This is a genomic window from Cupriavidus gilardii, from assembly GCF_008801915.1.
Classification (GTDB): domain Bacteria; phylum Pseudomonadota; class Gammaproteobacteria; order Burkholderiales; family Burkholderiaceae; genus Cupriavidus; species Cupriavidus gilardii.
Genome location: NZ_VZOV01000002.1, coordinates 389,513 through 407,401 on the forward strand (window position 1 = coordinate 389,513; position 17,889 = coordinate 407,401).

The window sequence follows — 17,889 nt, forward strand, 5'->3', positions numbered from 1 at the left end:
GAACGATATGGATCACGGTTTCTACCCGAGCAACCTCGACGGCGAAGGCCTGCGCATCGGCATCGTGCAGGCGCGTTTCAACGAGCCGGTCTGCGACGAACTGCGTGAAGCCTGCCTGGCCGAGCTGGAAAAGCTGGGCATCGAAGGCGAAGACACGCTGGTGGTGACGGTGCCCGGCGCACTCGAAGTCCCGCTGGCGCTGCAGAAGATGGCCGAGAGCGGCCAGTTCGACGCGCTGATCGCGCTGGGCGCCGTGGTGCGGGGCGAAACCTACCACTTCGAACTGGTTTCGAACGAGTCGGGCGCGGGCATCACGCGCGTCGGCCTGGACTTCAACCTGCCGATCGCCAACGGCATCCTGACCGTCGATACCGACGCCCAGGCCCATGCCCGCACCCGCGAGAAGGGCCGCGACTGCGCCCGTGCTGCGGTGGAAATGGCGAACCTGGTGGCGGCGCTCGATTCGCTGCGCGGCCAGGACGACGAGGACGAGGACGACGATGAGTGATGCAGCACAGGGCGGCAAGCCTGCCGCCAAGTCCGGCCGCTCCGACGCCAAGGCGCCGCCCAAGAGCGCGCGCCGCCGCTCGCGCGAACTGGCGCTGCAGGGCCTGTACCAGTGGCTGCTGAACCGCAACGACATCGGCGCGATCCAGGCCCATCTGCACGATGCGCAAGGCTTCAACAAGGCCGACCGCGAGCATTTCGACGCGCTGCTCAACGGCGCCGTGCGCGAGGAAGAACGGCTGACCGCGGCCTTCTCGCCGTTCCTGGACCGCACCGTCGACGAGCTGTCCCCGGTCGAGCGCGCCGCGCTGCTGATCGGCAGCTACGAGCTGGTGCACTGCATCGACATCCCGTACAAGGTCGTCATCAACGAGGCCGTCGAGCTGACCAAGACCTTTGGCGGCGTCGAAGGCTACAAGTACGTCAACGGCGTGCTCGACAAGGTCGCCGCGCAGGTGCGCGCCACCGAGGTCGCCGCCCGGCGCTGACCGGCGCCCTGCCCCGCGGCATGCGCCGGACCGACACCCGCCCAGGCGGGTGTTTTCATTTCCGGCGATGATTGCGGCTGGGCCCGCGCCTCGCCTGCCCTCTTTCAAGCACCGCCTTCCCGCCGATTCCACCGATTCCACCGATTCCACCGTTTCCCGCCATGGACCCACAGCGCCTCGCCACCGCCTCCCGCCTCGCCAATATCCGCGCCTTCCACGTGATGGAGCTGGCCAAGCAGGCCGCCGAGCTCGAACGAGCCGGCCGCCACATCATCCACATGGGCATCGGCGAGCCCGACTTCACCGCGGCCGAGCCGGTGGTTCGGGCGGCGGAAGCGGCAATGCGTCGCGGCGTGACGCAATACACCGGCGCGCTCGGCATCCATGCGCTGCGCGAGGCGATCGCCGGCTATTACAAGAGCGCCTATGGGATCGATATCCCGGCCCGGCGGGTCATCGTCACGGCCGGCGCCTCGGGCGCGCTGCTGCTCGCCTGCGCGGTGCTGGTCGAGATCGGCGCCGAGGTGCTGATGCCGGACCCGAGCTATCCCTGCAACCGTCACTTCGTCGCGGCATTCGACGGCGTCGCCAGGATGGTTCCCAGCGGCCCGGAGGCGCGCTTCCAGCTGACCGCCGATCAGGTGCGCGAACACTGGGGCGAATCGACCCGCGGCGTGCTGCTGGCCTCGCCGTCGAACCCGACCGGCACCTCGATCCTGCCCGACGAGCTGGCGCGCATCCTCGCCGAGGTGCGGCAGCGCCGCGGCTTCGCGATCGTCGACGAGATCTACCAGGGGCTGTCGTACGACGGCGCGCCGGTGTCGGCGCTGTCGCTCGACGACAATGTCGTCACGGTGAACAGCTTCTCCAAGTACTTCAACATGACGGGCTGGCGGCTGGGCTGGCTGGTGGTACCGGACGCGCTGGTGGTGGACTTCGAGAAGGTCGCGCAGAACCTGTTCATCTGCGCGTCGGCGGTAGCCCAGCACGCCGCGCTGGCCTGCTTCACGCCCGAGGCACTGGCGATCTACGACGAGCGCAAGGCCGAATTCCAGCGCCGCCGCGACGCCATCGTGCCCGCGCTCGAGGCGCTGGGCTTTGGCGTGCCGGTCAGGCCCGATGGCGCGTTCTATGTCTATGCGGACTGCCGCGGCGTCCAGCACCCGGCCGCCGGCGATTCGGACCGGCTGACGCAGGCGATGCTGCACGATGCCGGCGTGGTGCTGGTGCCCGGTCTGGACTTCGGTCCGCATACCGCGCGCGAGTACATTCGCATCTCGTACGCCACGTCGATGGCGCATATCGAGGAAGCAATGCGGCGGCTCGGCAAGCTGTTCGGGAAATAGAGATAGCGCAATCGCGGCGGCCATCGCGGCCCGCCAAAACGAAAGCGGCGCAGCCAAACAGGCTGCGCCGCTTTTCTTCGGGCCCTGCGCGGACGCGGACAAAGCCGCGCCGCAATCCGGCAATCAGGCCTTGCGGGGCGCCTGCGCCGCCTCCAGCTCGATGCCGTCCTGCGGCTCGGGCGTATGCTCTGCCTGCGTCTTGGTCGACGACGGGCCCGGCAGCGACTCGGTCGCGTCCGGCGTCGCCGCCGGTGCATTGCCGCGGATGCCCAGCACCTGACGCAGCTTCGCGCGCTCGGCCAGGACCTTGGCGCCATAGCCGCCATCGGTGGCCGTCGTCGCGCCGACGTAGTATTTCAGGCCGCCTTCGATCGAGCCGGCGCGGGCGATGCAGTCCTTCAGCACCAGCGCACCGATCTTGATGTTGGCGTAAGGATTCAGTGCAGCCGCGACGCCGCCGACGTGCTCGTACTTGTCCTGGTGGACCTTGGTCATGACCTGCATCAGGCCCTGCGCGCCCACGCCGCTCTCCGCGTACGGATTGAAGCTGGACTCGATCGCGATCACGCCCAGGATCAGCAGCGGATCGATGCCGACCTCGCGGCCGGTCAGATAGGCGGCCTTGACCAGTTGCGCGGTCGCCTGCGCGGCCACGCGGTACTTGCGCGCGATGTACTCGGCCACCGCGGCCTGTTCGCGTGCATTGGCCAGCGTGCTGCTGTAGCGCGCGTCCAGGGCCACGCGCTGGGCCGGGATACGGGCCGCCAGATGCGCGACCGACGGCACCTTCGACTGGCCTGCATTGGCCCATTCGCCAACGCCCGAGACGCTCGGCAGGCCGGCCGGCGCAACGGCAGGCACCGTGGCGCCAGCCGCCGGTACCTTGACCGCCGGCAGCAGCTTGGCCGCCGCCACGTCTGCCGTGCTGGCATGGACGGGCGCCGATGCGGTCGCCGCCTCCAGCAGAATGGCAGGCGCTTCGTCGCCGGCCAGCATGCCGGCCAGCGCGGTGCGCCATTCCTGGCTGACCGACAGCGAAATGCCGGCCACCACCGCAATCAGACCCGCGCTGTTCAGCGCGTACTTCAACGTTGCACGACCGCCGCGCAGTGCGCGGCCGGCCACCGGATGCGCGAGACGAACCTGCAGGGCGCGCCGCACACCGGGAACCGGTTGCCTGAAGCGGACCTGCAACGCCCGCCCGACACCGGGAAGATGAAGGGTTTTCCAACCACTCATGCTTACCTCCATGCGCCGCCGTCTCCCGGTCCTGCAGGGCATTCGCCCACGCATCACCGTGCTCTGGCAACGTAGTCAAGTAAGGACACCGCACCGCCTTGCAGGGACGACCGGCATCTGTTGTTGGTGGGCGCTCCCCAAGCGCCCAGCGATTAGCAGAGGAGGCTCTTGGGGTAGCCTGCCCTGCTGCGAAGACTCAAGACGCGCCGGTCGTTGCCGGCGGTGATCGGAGGGACCTCCCTTGTAGCGGTCCGCTCTGGTTGATCCAACGTGGTGATCTGCGTTACACCCCTTGACAGGATCGAGAAGTTCGTTGTTGCAACGCAGCACACCTTTGAGCAGACGCGATTGTAAAAACCGTTTTATATCGAGTCAAGAATTAAGGAATCTAAAACAATTCCTTTTCGTTATATCAAAACCCCGCTATCGTGGGGTGCAGGAATCACTCAGCTGGCCGCAATCGTAGTGCTGGCCTAGGATGTCCCGCCCTGCTCGTCCGCCTGTCTTTCAAAAAAACTTACAATTTGCCGGTACGCTGTGCCGCAAAATTTTTCTTCCGAACCGGTCCAATATGGACCGTAGTTCACTCAGATCGACACTCCGACGAGCGCGGCGCCATTGCCGCGCCCCTCGCCAAACCACAAATTCCTGATGCAATACAAAGACTTGCGCGATTTCATCGGTCAGCTCGAACAACAGGGCGAGTTGCGGCGCATCGCGGCGCCGGTGTCGCCCGACCTCGAAATGACCGAGATCTGCGATCGCCTGCTGCGTGCCGAAGGGCCCGCCGTGCTGTTCGAACGGCCCACGCACAAGGCGGCGGGCAACGCCACGGCAGGTGGTGAGGCGATTTTCGACATGCCGGTGCTGGCCAATCTGTTCGGCACACCACGCAGGGTCGCATTGGGCATGGGCGCGGAATCGCTGGCCGATCTGCGCGACATCGGGCGTGTGCTGTCGGCGCTGAAGGAACCGGAGCCGCCGCGCGGCCTGCGCGAGGCCGGCAAGCTGTTCACGCTGGTCAAGTCGGTCTGGGACATGGCGCCGAAGAAGGTGTCGAGCCCGGCCTGCCAGGAGATCGTCTGGGAAGGCAACGACGTCGACCTGGCGCGCCTGCCGATCCAGAAGTGCTGGCCCGGCGACGCCGCACCGCTGATCACCTGGGGGCTGGTGGTCACCAAGGGCCCGCACAAGAAGCGGCAGAACCTGGGCATCTACCGGCAGCAGGTGATCGGCCGCAACCAGGTCATCATGCGCTGGCTGGCGCACCGCGGCGGCGCCCTCGACTTCCGCGAGCACGCGCTGGCCAATCCGGGCAAGCCGTTTCCGATCGCGGTCGCACTGGGCGCCGATCCGGCCACGATGCTCGGCGCGGTGACGCCGGTGCCCGACACGCTGTCCGAATACCAGTTCGCCGGCCTGCTGCGCGGCAGCCGCACCGCACTGGCCGGCTGCCTGACGCCGACGCTGTCCGAACTGAGCGTGCCGGCCTCGGCCGAGATCGTGCTCGAGGGCCATATCCAGCCCGACCCCACGCATCCGTCCGGCTACCAGCACGCGCTGGAAGGCCCGTTCGGCGACCATACCGGCTACTACAACGAGCAGGACTGGTTTCCGGTCTTCACGATCGACCGCATCACGATGCGGCGCGATCCGATCTATCACTCGACCTACACCGGCAAGCCGCCCGACGAACCCGCGGTGCTCGGCGTCGCGCTGAACGAGGTGTTCGTGCCGCTGCTGCAGAAGCAGTTTCCCGAGATCACCGATTTCTATCTGCCGCCCGAGGGCTGCAGCTACCGGATGGCGGTGGTGCGCATGAAGAAGCAGTACGCCGGCCACGCCAAGCGCGTGATGTTCGGCGTCTGGAGCTTCCTGCGGCAGTTCATGTATACGAAGTTCATCGTCGTGGTCGACGACGATGTCGACGTGCGCGACTGGAAGGAGGTGATCTGGGCGATCACCACGCGGGTCGATCCGACGCGAGATACGGTGCTGGTCGACAATACGCCGATCGACTACCTGGACTTCGCCTCGCCGGTGTCGGGCCTCGGTTCGAAGATGGGCATCGATGCCACCGACAAGTGGCCCGGCGAAACCACGCGCGAATGGGGACGTCCGATCCAGATGGACGCGGCGACCAAGACCCGCGTCGACGGCATGTGGGAGACGCTGTTCGCGCAGCCGTCCGGCGGCTGAGAGCCTGGGGGTCCCAGACAGCCGGGCGTCCGGCGCTCCAGGCAGCCCGGACGCGGCCGCCGCCATCCCCCGCTATCATCTGCAACCAGAACCGATTACAGGAGACCACGATGGCCAATGCGCTAGACCGAATCCAGGACCGTGCCCTGGTCCGCAGCCAGTCCTATGTCAACGGCGAATGGGTCGGCGCCGACAACGGCACGACCTTCCCGGTGATCGACCCGGCCAACAACGAGGAACTGCTGCAGGTAGCCAACCTGGGCGCCGCGGAAACCGAGCGCGCGATCGCCGCCGCCGAGGCCGCCTGGCCGGCCTGGCGCGCGAAGACGGCCAAGGAGCGCGCCAACCTGATGCGCCGCTGGTTCGATCTGCTGATCGCCCACACCGACGACCTTGCCGCGCTGATGACCGCGGAACAGGGCAAGCCGCTGGCCGAATCAAAGGGCGAGGTCGTCTACGGCGCGTCCTTTATCGAGTGGTTCGCCGAGGAAGCCAAGCGCGTCAGCGGCGACGTGCCGGCCTCGACCTGGGCCGACAAGCGCATGGTGGTGCTGAAGCAGCCGATCGGCGTCTGCGCGTCGATCACGCCGTGGAACTTCCCGATCGCGATGATCACGCGCAAGTGCGCGCCCGCGCTGGCCGCCGGCTGCACCATCGTCGTCAAGCCGGCCGAGCAGACGCCGCTGTGCGCGCTGGCGATGGCCGAACTGGCGCACCGCGCCGGCATCCCGGCCGGCGTGATCAATATCGTCACCGGCGACGCCGACCAGTCGATCGCGATCGGCAAGACGCTGTGCGCGTCGCCGGTGGTCCGCCATCTGTCGTTTACCGGCTCGACCCCGGTGGGCCGCATCCTGATGGAGCAATGCGCGCCGACGGTCAAGAAGATCGCGCTGGAACTGGGCGGCCACGCGCCCTTCATCGTGTTCGACGATGCCGACATCGACGCCGCGGTCGAGGGCGCGATCGCGTCGAAGTACCGCAATGCCGGCCAGACCTGCGTCTGCACCAACCGCTTCTATGCGCACGAGTCGATCTACGACGAGTTCGTCGCCAAGCTGGCGCGCCAGGCCGAGGGGCTGCGCGTGGGCAACGGCTTCGACGCCGGCGTCGCGCAGGGCCCGCTGATCGATGACCAGGCGGTACAGAAGGTGCGCCAGCATATCGACGATGCGACCTCGCGCGGCGCGCGCCTGCTGACCGGCGGCAAGCTGGTCGAGGGCCTGGGCTCGAGCCGCTTCATCGCGCCGACCGTGCTGGCCGATGCCACCCCCGAGATGCTGATCTCGCGCGAGGAAACCTTCGGCCCCGTGGCCGCGGTGTTCAAGTTCCGCGACGAGCAGGAAGCGGTGGCGCTGGCCAATGCCAGCGAGTTCGGGCTGGCCTCGTATTTCTACAGCCGCGATATCGGCCGCGTCTGGCGCGTCGCCGAGCAGCTCGAATACGGCATGGTCGGCATCAACACCGGCCTGATCTCGAACGAGGTGGCACCGTTCGGCGGCGTCAAGCAGTCGGGGCTCGGCCGCGAGGGTTCGACCTACGGCATCGACGAGTACCTCGAGCTGAAGTACCTTTGCCTCGGCGGCATCTGAGCGCCGCGCGGGCGCCGGCGGCGCCCGCCCCCATCCCTTGAGCCATCCCGACCCGCGCCCCATCGGCGCGGGCGCAAAAAACAAGGCAGAGGAGGAGACATGACGACACTGGAAGAAGGCAAGCTGGTCTGGACGCCGTCGCCCGCGGTACGCGAGCGCGCGCGGCTGACGCCCTTCATGCGCTGGCTGCGCGCAACGCACGGCCTCGCGTTCGACGACTACGACAGCCTGTGGCGCTGGTCGGTCACCGAGATCGAGGCCTTCTGGGACGCGATCCGCGCCTACTTCGACGTCCGCTTCGACACGCCGGCCAGGCAGGTGCTGACGCGCCGGGAAATGCCGGGTGCGCGCTGGTTCGAAGGGGCCACGCTGAACTATGTGCAGCAGGTGTTCCGCCATGCAGGCGAAGGCGCCGCTCGCCAGCGCGCCGCGATCCGTCATGCGGGCGAAGCGCAACCGCTGGCCGAACTGAGCTGGGACGCGCTCGAGGCGCAGGTCGCGGCGCTGGCCCATACGCTGCGGCAACTGGGTGTCGAGCGCGGCGATCGCGTGGCGGGCTATCTGCCCAATATCCCCCAGACCATCGTCGCCTTCCTCGCCACCGCCAGTGTCGGCGCGGTCTGGTCGGGCTGCGCCCCGGACATGGGACAGGTCGCGGTGATCGACCGCTTCCGCCAGATCGAACCGAAGGTGCTGATTGCCGTCGACGGCTACCGCTACGGCGGCAAGACCTATGACCGCACCCCGGTCGTCGCGCAGCTGGTCGATGCGTTGCCATCGCTGACGGACCTGATCGTCGTGCCGCTGCTGGGAGCGCCGGACGAGGTACCGACCACCGCGCTGGAAACTGCGCGGGCAACTACGCTGGAAACTGCACCGGAAAGCGCCCCGGGCAAGGCGAGCGCGCTGCGCCGCCATCGCTGGCAGGACGCGCTGGCGCATCAGGTGCCGCTGCAGATCGACAGCGTGCCGTTCGACCACCCGCTGTGGATCGTCTATTCGTCGGGCACCACCGGCATGCCCAAGCCGATCGTCCACGGCCACGGCGGCATCGTGATCGAGCAGCTGAAGCTGATGGCGTTCCACAACGACCTCGGCCCCGACGATGTCTTCCACTGGTACAGCAGCAGCGGCTGGATCATGTGGAATGCGCAGGTGGCCGGGCTGCTGCTCGGCAGCACCATCGCCATCTACGATGGCAATCCGGCCTGGCCCGATGCCGGCGTGCTGTGGCGCTTCGTCGAAGACGCCGGCATCACGGTGTTCGGTGCCGGCGCGGCGTTCTTCACCGGCGGCATCAAGGCCGGCGTGGTGCCGTCGCGCGAGGCCGACCTGAGCCGCCTGCGCGGCATCGGCTCGACCGGCTCGCCGCTGCCCGCCGAGGCCTACGACTGGCTCTACCGCAACGTGCGCGCCGATATCTGGCTGGCCCCGATGTCCGGCGGCACCGACTTCGCCGGCTCCTTCGTCGCCGGCTGCCCGCTGCTGCCGGTCTACGCCGGCGAGATGCAATGCCGCTGCCTCGGCGCCAAGGTCGAGGCCTTCGACGAGGCCGGCCACCCGCGGATCGACGAGGTCGGCGAACTGGTCTGCACCGAGCCGATGCCGTCCATGCCGCTCTATCTGTGGGGCGACACCGACGGCAAGCGCTACCGCGACAGCTATTTCGATACCTACCCCGGCGTCTGGCGCCACGGCGACTGGATCAAGATCACCTCGCGCGGCGGCGCCATCATCTATGGCCGCTCGGACGCCACCATCAACCGGCACGGCATCCGCATGGGCACCAGCGAGCTGTATCGCGTGGTCGAGGAACTGCCGGAGGTGCTCGACAGCATGGTGGTCGACCTCGAATATCTCGGCCGCGACTCGTATATGCCGCTGTTCGTCGTGCTGCGCGAAGGCATCGCGCTGGACGACAGGCTGGTCGACACGATCCGCGCGCGCATTCGCGAGGCGCTGTCGTCGCGGCACGTGCCGAACGCGATCCTGAAGGTGCCGGGCATCCCGCGCACGCTGTCGGGAAAGAAGATGGAGGTGCCGATCAAGAAGCTGCTGCTGGGCCATGACCCGGACAAGATCGCCAATCGCGACGCGATGGCCAATCCGGACACGCTGGACTGGTACTTCGAATACGCGCGGCGGTACTTGAGCGAGACCAGCGCGGCGACCGCCTAGCGCATCGCGGCATCGACGCCATCGACGCCATCGACGTATCGAAGGTCGGGCGGCGCCGTGCCGGTATCATGCGGTTTCGCCCGCCTGTCCCCGTTCCGCGACTACCATGCCCAGCTACCCGACGTTTCGCTTCCAGGACCAGGACCTGATCCGCATCGGCGACGAGCGCAACGCCCTGCTGCTCGCACCTTGGGCCGGCGGCCGCCTGGTGCGCTGGATCCATCGCGGCACCGACATCCTGTACTGGCCGGACAACGCCGACTGGTCGCGCCCGGCGAAGGTCCGTGGCGGCAATCCGCTGCTGTTTCCCTTCATCGGCCGCCATTTCGTCGACGGCGAACCCGGCAAATGGCGCGATGGCAAGGGCGTGGTACGTCCCATGCCGCAGCACGGCTTCGCGCGCGACCTGCCGTTCGAGATCGCCGACTGCGATCCGGCGCGCTCGATCACGATGGTCCTGACCGATTCGGATGCGACGCGCGACGCCTATCCGTTTTCGTTCCGCTTCGAGGCAAGCTACCGGCTGCTGGAAGACGGACTCGAAGTCACGTTGGCGGTGCGCAATGCCGGCCGCGAGCCGCTGCCCTTCTATGCGGGCCACCACTTCTATTTCGCCGTGCCTCACGAATTGCGCGGCCAATGCCGGCTGACGATGCCGCCGGCCGAATGGCTACGGCAGCGCCCCGGTGGCAGCCTGACCGCGGCCCGGCCCGGCGAAGCGGTCTACGCACTGGATGACCCGCGCCTGCAGGACACCTTCCACCGCTTGCATGCGCCCGTGGCCGGCGCGTGCGAGCTGGCGATTCCGTCAAGCGATGGCGGCGATACGGGCCACGCCATCCGGATCGATCTCGATGCCAACGGAAGGACGGTCCCCTGGCAAGCCGTGACGACCTGGAGCGAACGCGAGGATTCGGACTTCTATTGCGTCGAGCCGTGGCTGGCCTTGCCCGACGCGATTCATCGGCGCGGCGAAACGCTGTGGGTCGCGCCAGGCAACCGCACCGAGGCGGTTTGCCGGCTGCTTCCCGCGTAGCCGCCTTGCGCGCGCAGCCGGATCGCGCATAAAATGGCCGCCTCGCGCGGGCGTCGTATAATGGCTATTACCTTGGCTTCCCAAGCCAAAGACGTGGGTTCGATTCCCATCGCCCGCTCCACCCTTCCCTCCTGCAGTTCCTTCCGGTTGTAAGAGCGCCTGTCGGTGTTCTCTCGCGATACCGGCCGTTTCGCCGAATAACGCAGTGCCCCGATCAGCGATCGCATCGCCCGCGACGAATGGCGGCAACTCGGATAGTGGAGGTGGTAGCCGGGAAACATCGCCGCTCGGGGCGCTGCCCGGTGCGCCACCTCGGAGCCCGCCTCCACCGCTACCGAGGCCTGCCTGCGCTGATCCATTGCTCGACCTGTCGCAGGGTCAGGCGATAGCGCGCGCAGTTATATAGGTCCAGGCTGCGAAGCTCCGCATCGAGCAGGGTTCGGAAGACCTCGCTTTGGTCCTGCTGCAGCGACATGGCGGCGATCGCCTCTTCAGCGGTTTGGCGCTCCCGTACCACGCGGCCGATCGCCTCGTTCAAGGCTTCGCGGAACTGCAGCCGCACAGGGTCGGGAACGCCCATCGCTTCCAGCATCACGGCGTATTTCCGGATCGAACGCCGGTAAGCCCATTCGAACAGGTCGGCGGCCAAGGCGACGTTGCGGTGTTCGTAGACGCCCATCATGGCCCACGCGTAGTCGCGCACCTCGATATCGAGAAACGAAAGCGGCGCACAGTTGTAGAGCATCAACGGAATGTTGGCCGACAGCCTGCTGGTGCGCTTGTTGCCGTCCTCGAACGGCTGCAGGTAGGCGAGATTGACCCACAGGAAGAACGAGGCTTCGACGGGGTTCTTGACGCTTCGGGCCTTCTCGATGATCTGGCCCAGCATCTCTTCGAGCAGGTTCGGCACCTGGGCCGGCAAATAGGTCGTGTCGGTGATATTGACCACCTTGCGACGAATGCCGCCGAGTCCGCTGGCGTCCGCTAGCAGGTCGCGCATCAGGATGGCATGCACGTTTCGGACGAGCACCGTGGTCAACCCATACTCGGGCACCGCATCGACCATGAATTCGATGGCGGCCTTGTGATTGAGCAGCATGACCGCATCGAGGTCGCCGTCCGTGATCCCGCTCTTGAAGAGCTGCTCCGTAGCCAGCAGCGAATAGCGGTTGCCTTCGAGCCTCGACGACGACCAGGACAGATCGATCAGCAGCGGTTCCAGCACCTTGCGCGCATAGGTGCCGGCAGGCTGCTGGCCGCTCATCCGGCCTTCCTCGGCCAGCGCGGCCGCCAGTCTCGGAGGCAGCAACGTGCTGACGTTGGGCACATAGGCGTCGACGAACGATCGATCGTAGGTGACCGGCTCTCGCATGCCCAAGGGAAGCGACAGTATCGCCAGGATCGCCTTGCTTTCGTCGGACCACGCCGGTCCGAGATGGTCCGCGGGCCGCGGCGCCACCGTCGCGACCGGCTGGCCGCCCTCGGCAAGGCGATATCGCGTGGCGCGTGACCGCCCCTCGCGCACCACCTGGCCGTCTCGGACGAGCGCGTCGAGTTGACGCTTGACCGTGGTCCAGCTGGCCCGGACTTTACTTTTAAGTTCGGTAGAGCTGAGCCATGGGGCGCTCGTACGGCTTTGCTGTTGAAGTGCAGCAAGAACCTCATCTCTGACTGTCATTGGCCTCGTCCGGGCAGTTTTGGCCCATTCTAGCTCATTGCAGCTCATTGCAGCTCATTTCCAGCTCATTTCCAGCTCGTTCCAGCTCATTGCAGCCCATTTCGGCCCGTTGCAGCTCATTGCACCCATTCCAGCGCTGAAAGACAGGCCACACCGCAGACCGAAAGTATCGTCCCGGGACAAACAGCGGCGCGGCTATTGCGCCGGTACGCCTGCGGTAAAATGGCGCCCCTGACGAACGTATCCTCTGGCCGCCGCTCTCGCCCTGTTCGGTGAATCGCCCGGCGGCCTTTTTGTTGCCATGCTTCCCGACGAATCCACCCCTACCCTGCCCGACGACGAGATGTCCGGCACTGCCGGCGAACCGAGCGGCCACGCGCAGGACCCCGCCGCCAATGTCGCCCATCCGCGCCGCATCCGCTCCTTCGTGCGCCGGGCGGGGCGGACCTCGACCGGCCAGCAGCGCGCAATCGACGAGCTGGGCCCGCGCTTCGTGCTGCCCTACACCGGCCAGCCGCTGGACTGGCAGGCGGCGTTCGGGCGAGAAGCGCCATCGATCCTGGAGATCGGTTTCGGCATGGGGGAGACGACGGCGCATATCGCGCAGCTGCGGCCGCAGGACAACTTCCTCGGCTGCGAGGTGCACGAGCCGGGCGTGGGGGCACTGCTCAAGCTGATCGGCGAGCGCGGCATCGGCAATATCCGGATCCTGCAGCACGACGCGGTCGAAGTGGTGGCCCACATGCTGACCGAGGAGAGCCTGGACGGCGTGCACATCTTCTTCCCCGATCCGTGGCACAAGAAGCGCCACAACAAGCGCCGGCTGGTGCAGCCGCCGCTGGTCAAGCTGCTGGCGAGCCGCCTGAAGCCGGGCGGCTATCTGCACTGCGCAACCGACTGGGAGGAGTACGCGCACCAGATGGTCGAGGTGCTGTCGGGCGAGCCGACGCTGGCGAATACTTCGGACACGCCGGGCGGCTTTGCCGAGCGGCCCGACTACCGGCCGGTGACCAAGTTCGAGCGCCGCGGGCTACGGCTTGGACACGGCGTCTGGGATGTGGTGTTCCGCAAGCGGGGATGAGCGGAGGCTGAAGGACAGCTGACCTGACCCTCAGGCGACCTATTGCGTTCCCCCTCTCCCCTCATGGGGAGAGGGCCGGGGAGAGCGAGGTGGTTCAATCGGCATTGGCATGACCACCGCCGCATGCCCTCTCCCCCGCCCCTCTCCCGCAAGCGGGAGAGGGGAGAAAGAATGCAGCACTACGGGGCTTGGCAAACCTAATGCGTTCTCCCTCTCCCCCTCATGGGGGAGAGGGTTGGGGAGAGGGAGGTGGTTTCAAACCATGCCGGCATGACCACCGCCGCATGCCCTCTCCCCCCGCCCCTCTGTCGCAAGCGGGAGAGGGGAGCAAACCACGCGGCAAAACGTTCAACCGTGCCAGGCCACGATGCCCAGCTGCGCGGTGGCCAGCACCAGCACGCCGAACACGATCCGGTACCAGGCGAACGGCTTGAAGTCGTGCGTCGCGACGAATCGCAGCAGCCAGCGCACGCACAGGAAGGCCGACAGGAAGGCGAACACGAAGCCGATCGCGAACACGCCGATGTCGTCGGCCGACAGCAGATCGCGCGCCTTGTACAGTTCGTAGACGCTGGCGCCGAAGATCACCGGGATCGCCAGGAAGAACGAGAACTCGGTCGCGACCTGGCGCGACAGTCCGAACAGCATGCCCCCGATGATGGTGGCGCCCGAGCGCGAGGTGCCCGGCACCAGCGCGAAGCACTGCGCGATGCCGACCTTCAGCGCGTCGCGCCAGTTCATGTCGTCGACCGATTCGATGCGCGGCGCGCTGGCCTTGGCCGCTTCCAGCAGCGCATTGCCTTGCGGATGCGACACCTGCCCGCGCCGACTCTCGCGCCATTCGGCCAGCAGGATCACCAGTCCGCCGACGATGAACGCCGTCGCCACCGTGATCGGGTTGAACAGATAGGCCTTGATCCATTTGCCGAGCAGGAAGGCCAGCACGATCGCCGGCACCGTCGCGATGATCACGTTGATCGCGAAACGCTGCGCGCGCGGCTCGGTGGCGAGCCCGCCGACGACGTCGACGATGCGCCGGCGGAATTCCCAGCACACGGCCAGGATCGCGCCGAACTGGATCACGATCTCGAAGATCTTGCCCTTCTCGTCGTTGAAGTTCAGCAGCTCGCCGGCCAGGATCAGGTGCCCGGTGCTGGAGATCGGGAGAAACTCGGTCAGTCCTTCGACGATGCCGAGGATCAGGGCTTTGAGGGCGATGGCGATATCCATGCGATAGCGGACGATTGGAGCGATTCAGGGACAAGGCGCCCGCCGGCCGGCGCATTGGCGCAGCCACACGAGCACGCGTAAATAGCGAATAGCGTTGATACCGGGGACGACCCAGGGCGGCACGACCATGCCGCCCCGCGAAGGCCGGGCGAACGCCGGCCTCGCATCGATTGTTCTGCGCTGCTACGGACGATTGATCTTGACGTTGATGCCGTCCGGCAGCACGGTGATTGTACCGGGCTCGACACGCGAGCCGCCGAACCTGAGCTCGTCGGGCTTGAACGTATAGAGCGGATAGTCCTGCAGCAGCTGCTCGGCCAGAATGCCGCCGAGCGCGTTCAGCTGACGCGAGTACTGCTGCGGCAGCCCGGCCACGTCGAACTGCTTGACCTCGGGATCCTGCAGCACCACGGACTTCGTCGCCGGGTCGTAGCGCAGCGCGCTGTCGAGGGCAAAGCGTCCCTTCATCGCCTCGCGGAAGAACAGCCGGTTGTCCAGCGTCGCGTCGAACGCGATGCTGACGCGATTGCGCTGCGGATCGAGCACCAGTTGCGGGTTGGCCAGCTGAATGTCGAACAGCTGCATGTAGCGCTGGCTGAACGGAAACTTGCGCTCGAGCGCGGACTGCAGCTGGCTCTGCGAAAAGGTGTATTCGTTGCCGACCCAGCCGCAGCCGGCCAGCCAGGCGAGCGACACGGTCAGCGCGGCGGTGCCGCAGGCCGCCAGCCAGCGCCGGCGAGAAATCGTGGCCATCCACTGTTCTCCAGGTTGGGATCAGGCGCCGCGGGCCGATGCCGGCGCGGTCGCGACCTCAAGTTGCGTCAGCCAGTGCAGCGCCGCGTCGCGCGAATCGCCGCACATCTCGGCCGAGGGCCGCAGGCCGCCGCAGAAGGCAGGCCGCTCGGGGCGGCCGAACACCGCGCAGCGCATATCGGGCAGCAGCTGCGCGCACGGTACGCCGGCCGGCTTGCCCCGCGGCATGCCCGGCAGCGGCGAGGCGATCGACGGCGCGATACAGCAGGCGCCGCAACCGGCACGGCAGGAAACGTCAGACTGGCAGGACATCGCAATGGTTCAGAACGGCCTGGCGCGGGCGGGTTCGCCCCGGCGCCAAAGCCGCCATTGTGCACCACTGCCCGGCCGCGGCCTGTGTTCCGGCCCACATCCGGGCGCCGCGCTTGACCTCTCCCGGGCGTGCACACTACATTACTGACCCATCGGTTATTTATTTCGCCGCCCGTCCTGGCGCGGTGCTCCCCTGCAGTGAATCCACCCCAAGTCCGACGCCTCGATGCCAGCGTTGGCGCCAACGACGGTGCCCACGGCGGCGCCCCCGAAGCGCGGCGCTGGTCGCGCCGCAAATCCGCCCGTCCGCAGGAGCTGGTGGCGGCGGCGCTCGAACTGTTCGTCGAGCGCGGCTACGCGGCCACGCGGCTGGAGGACGTCGCCGCGGCGGCCGGGGTATCGAAGGGCACGGTCTATCTGTACTTCGCCAACAAGAAGGAACTGTTCAAGACCGTGGTGCGCGAGAACCTCGTGCCGGCGCTGGTGCGCGGCACCGATCTGGTCGACAGCTACGAAGGCTCGACGCCGGAACTGCTGCGCGAGCTGCTGCGCGGCTGGTGGGGACTGATCGGCGCGACCCCGGTGGCGGGCCTGACCAAGCTGATCATGGCCGAATCGGCCAACTTCCCCGATATCGCGCGCTTCTACCACGAGGAAGTGATGGTGCCCGGCGACGAGCTGTTCGCGCGCGTGCTGGCGCGTGGCGTCGCCCGCGGCGAGTTCCGCGCGCTGCCGGCCAATCCGACCACCACGCTGATCTGCGCCCCGCTGGTATTCCTGATGCTGTGGCAGCGCGCCTTCCGCATCGGCGCCGACACCGACATCGACCCCGAGGCGTTTCTCGACAACCTGCTGCAGGTGCTGCTGTTCGGCCTGACCGCCGGGGCCGCGCGCGATACGCCGCTGCCACCGCAGGCCGGCCCCTACGTCTGGGAACAGATCCGGGACGAGATGCAGCAGCAAGCGCGATTGCAGGATGACGCGCCCCTCGATGGAAAGCAGCGCCCCACCGCGCGCCCGGCCGCACGTGCAAACGGCCGCCCCACCGCGGCGGCCAGCCCCGAACCGAAACCGAAGCGCCGCCGCGCCGGCCGCGCCCCCGACGATGAAGATTCCGCGTAACAAGCTGCTGCCCATGGTGTTGGGGCTGGCCGTGCTGGCCCTGGCCGTGCTGGTCGGCGCCGGCGCCATGGTGCGCAAGGCCAGCGGCAGCAGGCAGCCCCCTGCAGCGGTGGCCCCTGCCCCGGCGGCCAACGTGATCGAGCTGCTGCAGGCCGACGTGGTTGCCGCCGACATTCACGATCTGCGCGTGACGCTGCCGCTGTCGGGCAGCCTGCGCGCGCTGAACCAGGCCGCGGTCAAGGCCAAGGTCTCGGGCGAGGTCCGCGACGTGCTGGTGCGCGAAGGAGAGCCGGTGCGCGCCGGCCAGGTGATCGTGCGCATCGATCCGACCGAATACCAGGCCAAGGTCACGCAGGCGCGCGGGCAGATGCTGGCCCAGCGCGGGCAGTACGAGAACGCGCGGCAGACGTACGAGCGCAATCGCGATCTGGTCGGGCGCGGCTTCATCTCGAAGACCGCCTTCGACAAGTTCCAGTCCGAACTCGACGTGGCCAGGGCCAATCTCGATGCGGCCGAAGGCGGACTGGCGGTTGCGCAGAAGGCGCTGTCCGACACGGTGGTCAAGTCGCCGCTGGACGGCATGGTCGCGGTCCGTTCGGTGCAGCCGGGCGAGAAGGTGTCGCCGGACACCGCGCTGCTGGAGGTGGTCGACCTGCGCGTCCTCGAACTGGAAGCGCCGGTGCCGATGGGCGACGTGGGCCGCGTCGCGATCGGCCAGCCGGTGCAGCTCGACGTCGAGGGCGCGGGCCGCTTCGAGGGCAAGCTGGTGCGGATCAATCCGGCCGTCACGCAGGGCACGCGCAGCATCATGGTCTACGTGCGCGTCGACAACCCCGAGCATCGGCTGCGCGCCGGCATGTTCGCGCAGGGCGGACTGGTGCTGGGACAGCGCGCCGGCGTGGTGTCGGTGCCGATCACCGCGGTACGCACCGAGGGCGAGCGCGCCTTCGTCTATGTGATCGAGAACGGCGTGCTGGCCGAGCGGCCGGTGCAGCTTGGCATCCGCGACGACAGCACCGGGCTGGTCGAGATCGCCGGCGGGCTGGCGAGCGGCGCGCAGGTCGTGCGCAGCAACCTCGGCACCTTGCGGGTCGGCAGTCAGGTTCGCCTGACCAGGGCCTGAACGAG

General features: G+C 67.6%; 15 protein-coding genes and 1 tRNA gene. 11 read left to right on the forward strand and 5 right to left on the reverse strand.

The window, feature by feature from the left end; genetic code table 11:
• The first annotated feature begins 7 nt into the window (after positions 1-7).
• The 3 genes from ribH to F7Q96_RS04630 all read left to right on the forward strand — a co-directional run bounded on the left by ribH (position 8) and on the right by F7Q96_RS04630 (position 2,341).
• Complete coding sequence (gene ribH, locus F7Q96_RS04620) at positions 8-508, forward strand: 6,7-dimethyl-8-ribityllumazine synthase (RefSeq protein ID WP_053821206.1); 501 nt, start codon at positions 8-10, stop codon at positions 506-508.
• Complete coding sequence (nusB, locus tag F7Q96_RS04625) at positions 501-995, forward strand: transcription antitermination factor NusB (protein WP_006579655.1); 495 nt, start codon at positions 501-503, stop codon at positions 993-995. The genes ribH and nusB overlap by 8 nt, the downstream gene beginning before the upstream one ends.
• 161 nt (positions 996-1,156) lie before the next feature.
• A complete protein-coding gene (locus tag F7Q96_RS04630; RefSeq protein WP_053821205.1) occupies positions 1,157-2,341 on the forward strand; it encodes a pyridoxal phosphate-dependent aminotransferase in 1,185 nt (394 codons plus the stop codon).
• A gap of 123 nt (positions 2,342-2,464) precedes the next feature.
• Here F7Q96_RS04630 and F7Q96_RS04635 read toward each other — a convergent pair whose 3' ends face one another.
• Positions 2,465-3,580, reverse strand: coding sequence for a lytic transglycosylase domain-containing protein (locus F7Q96_RS04635; protein WP_053822998.1), 1,116 nt, complete (start codon positions 3,578-3,580; stop codon positions 2,465-2,467).
• A 651-nt stretch (positions 3,581-4,231) separates the two neighbouring features.
• Between F7Q96_RS04635 and ubiD the strand changes: the two genes are divergently transcribed.
• The 5 genes from ubiD (at position 4,232) to F7Q96_RS04660 (ending at position 10,706) form a co-directional block, all read left to right on the forward strand.
• On the forward strand, positions 4,232-5,779 hold the full coding sequence (gene ubiD / locus F7Q96_RS04640) for a 4-hydroxy-3-polyprenylbenzoate decarboxylase (RefSeq protein WP_053821204.1): 1,548 nt from the start codon (positions 4,232-4,234) through the stop codon (positions 5,777-5,779).
• Between the two features lie 110 nt (positions 5,780-5,889).
• Positions 5,890-7,371 (forward strand): NAD-dependent succinate-semialdehyde dehydrogenase, encoded by a 1,482-nt coding sequence (locus F7Q96_RS04645; RefSeq protein ID WP_053821203.1) that lies wholly within the window; start codon positions 5,890-5,892, stop codon positions 7,369-7,371.
• A 99-nt stretch (positions 7,372-7,470) separates the two neighbouring features.
• Positions 7,471-9,549, forward strand: coding sequence for an acetoacetate--CoA ligase (locus F7Q96_RS04650; RefSeq protein WP_053821202.1), 2,079 nt, complete (start codon positions 7,471-7,473; stop codon positions 9,547-9,549).
• Between the two features lie 106 nt (positions 9,550-9,655).
• Complete coding sequence (locus F7Q96_RS04655; RefSeq protein WP_053821201.1) at positions 9,656-10,585, forward strand: aldose epimerase family protein; 930 nt, start codon at positions 9,656-9,658, stop codon at positions 10,583-10,585.
• 46 nt (positions 10,586-10,631) lie between these two features.
• Positions 10,632-10,706: transfer RNA gene (locus F7Q96_RS04660), tRNA-Gly, on the forward strand.
• A 210-nt stretch (positions 10,707-10,916) separates the two neighbouring features.
• Here the strand turns inward: F7Q96_RS04660 and F7Q96_RS04670 are convergent.
• On the reverse strand, positions 10,917-12,311 hold the full coding sequence (locus F7Q96_RS04670; protein ID WP_226994828.1) for a Fic family protein: 1,395 nt from the start codon (positions 12,309-12,311) through the stop codon (positions 10,917-10,919).
• A 253-nt stretch (positions 12,312-12,564) separates the two neighbouring features.
• Here F7Q96_RS04670 and trmB point away from each other — a divergent pair, with 253 nt between their 5' ends.
• Positions 12,565-13,344 (forward strand): tRNA (guanosine(46)-N7)-methyltransferase TrmB, encoded by a 780-nt coding sequence (trmB, locus tag F7Q96_RS04675; RefSeq protein WP_053821199.1) that lies wholly within the window; start codon positions 12,565-12,567, stop codon positions 13,342-13,344.
• Between the two features lie 348 nt (positions 13,345-13,692).
• Here trmB and F7Q96_RS04680 read toward each other — a convergent pair whose 3' ends face one another.
• From F7Q96_RS04680 to F7Q96_RS04690, 3 genes are all read right to left on the reverse strand, one after another.
• Positions 13,693-14,574: an undecaprenyl-diphosphate phosphatase gene (locus F7Q96_RS04680; protein WP_006576557.1), complete on the reverse strand. Its 882-nt coding sequence runs from the start codon at positions 14,572-14,574 to the stop codon at positions 13,693-13,695.
• Positions 14,575-14,757: 183 nt separating this feature from the next.
• Entirely contained in the window at positions 14,758-15,327 is a 570-nt protein-coding gene (locus F7Q96_RS04685) for a DUF1439 domain-containing protein (protein ID WP_053821198.1), read from the reverse strand.
• 21 nt (positions 15,328-15,348) lie between these two features.
• Complete coding sequence (locus F7Q96_RS04690; RefSeq protein WP_053821197.1) at positions 15,349-15,639, reverse strand: YkgJ family cysteine cluster protein; 291 nt, start codon at positions 15,637-15,639, stop codon at positions 15,349-15,351.
• A 198-nt stretch (positions 15,640-15,837) separates the two neighbouring features.
• Between F7Q96_RS04690 and F7Q96_RS04695 the strand changes: the two genes are divergently transcribed.
• A complete protein-coding gene (locus F7Q96_RS04695) occupies positions 15,838-16,761 on the forward strand; it encodes a TetR/AcrR family transcriptional regulator (protein WP_226994827.1) in 924 nt (307 codons plus the stop codon).
• A gap of 13 nt (positions 16,762-16,774) precedes the next feature.
• Positions 16,775-17,884, forward strand: coding sequence for an efflux RND transporter periplasmic adaptor subunit (locus tag F7Q96_RS04700; protein ID WP_082371602.1), 1,110 nt, complete (start codon positions 16,775-16,777; stop codon positions 17,882-17,884).
• Positions 17,885-17,889: the final 5 nt, after the last annotated feature.

Bases quoted from the DNA above. Each gene is read 5' to 3' on its own strand.
- ribH (WP_053821206.1), top strand. From the start codon at position 8: ATGGATCACGGTTTCTACCCGAGCAACCTCGACGGCGAAGGCCTGCGC.
- nusB (WP_006579655.1), top strand. From the start codon at position 501: ATGAGTGATGCAGCACAGGGCGGCAAGCCTGCCGCCAAGTCCGGCCGC.
- F7Q96_RS04630 (WP_053821205.1), top strand. From the start codon at position 1,157: ATGGACCCACAGCGCCTCGCCACCGCCTCCCGCCTCGCCAATATCCGC.
- F7Q96_RS04635 (WP_053822998.1), bottom strand. From the start codon at position 3,580: ATGAGTGGTTGGAAAACCCTTCATCTTCCCGGTGTCGGGCGGGCGTTG.
- ubiD (WP_053821204.1), top strand. From the start codon at position 4,232: ATGCAATACAAAGACTTGCGCGATTTCATCGGTCAGCTCGAACAACAG.
- F7Q96_RS04645 (WP_053821203.1), top strand. From the start codon at position 5,890: ATGGCCAATGCGCTAGACCGAATCCAGGACCGTGCCCTGGTCCGCAGC.
- F7Q96_RS04650 (WP_053821202.1), top strand. From the start codon at position 7,471: ATGACGACACTGGAAGAAGGCAAGCTGGTCTGGACGCCGTCGCCCGCG.
- F7Q96_RS04655 (WP_053821201.1), top strand. From the start codon at position 9,656: ATGCCCAGCTACCCGACGTTTCGCTTCCAGGACCAGGACCTGATCCGC.
- F7Q96_RS04670 (WP_226994828.1), bottom strand. From the start codon at position 12,311: ATGAGCTGCAATGAGCTAGAATGGGCCAAAACTGCCCGGACGAGGCCA.
- trmB (WP_053821199.1), top strand. From the start codon at position 12,565: ATGCTTCCCGACGAATCCACCCCTACCCTGCCCGACGACGAGATGTCC.
- F7Q96_RS04680 (WP_006576557.1), bottom strand. From the start codon at position 14,574: ATGGATATCGCCATCGCCCTCAAAGCCCTGATCCTCGGCATCGTCGAA.
- F7Q96_RS04685 (WP_053821198.1), bottom strand. From the start codon at position 15,327: ATGGCCACGATTTCTCGCCGGCGCTGGCTGGCGGCCTGCGGCACCGCC.
- F7Q96_RS04690 (WP_053821197.1), bottom strand. From the start codon at position 15,639: ATGTCCTGCCAGTCTGACGTTTCCTGCCGTGCCGGTTGCGGCGCCTGC.
- F7Q96_RS04700 (WP_082371602.1), top strand. From the start codon at position 16,775: ATGGTGTTGGGGCTGGCCGTGCTGGCCCTGGCCGTGCTGGTCGGCGCC.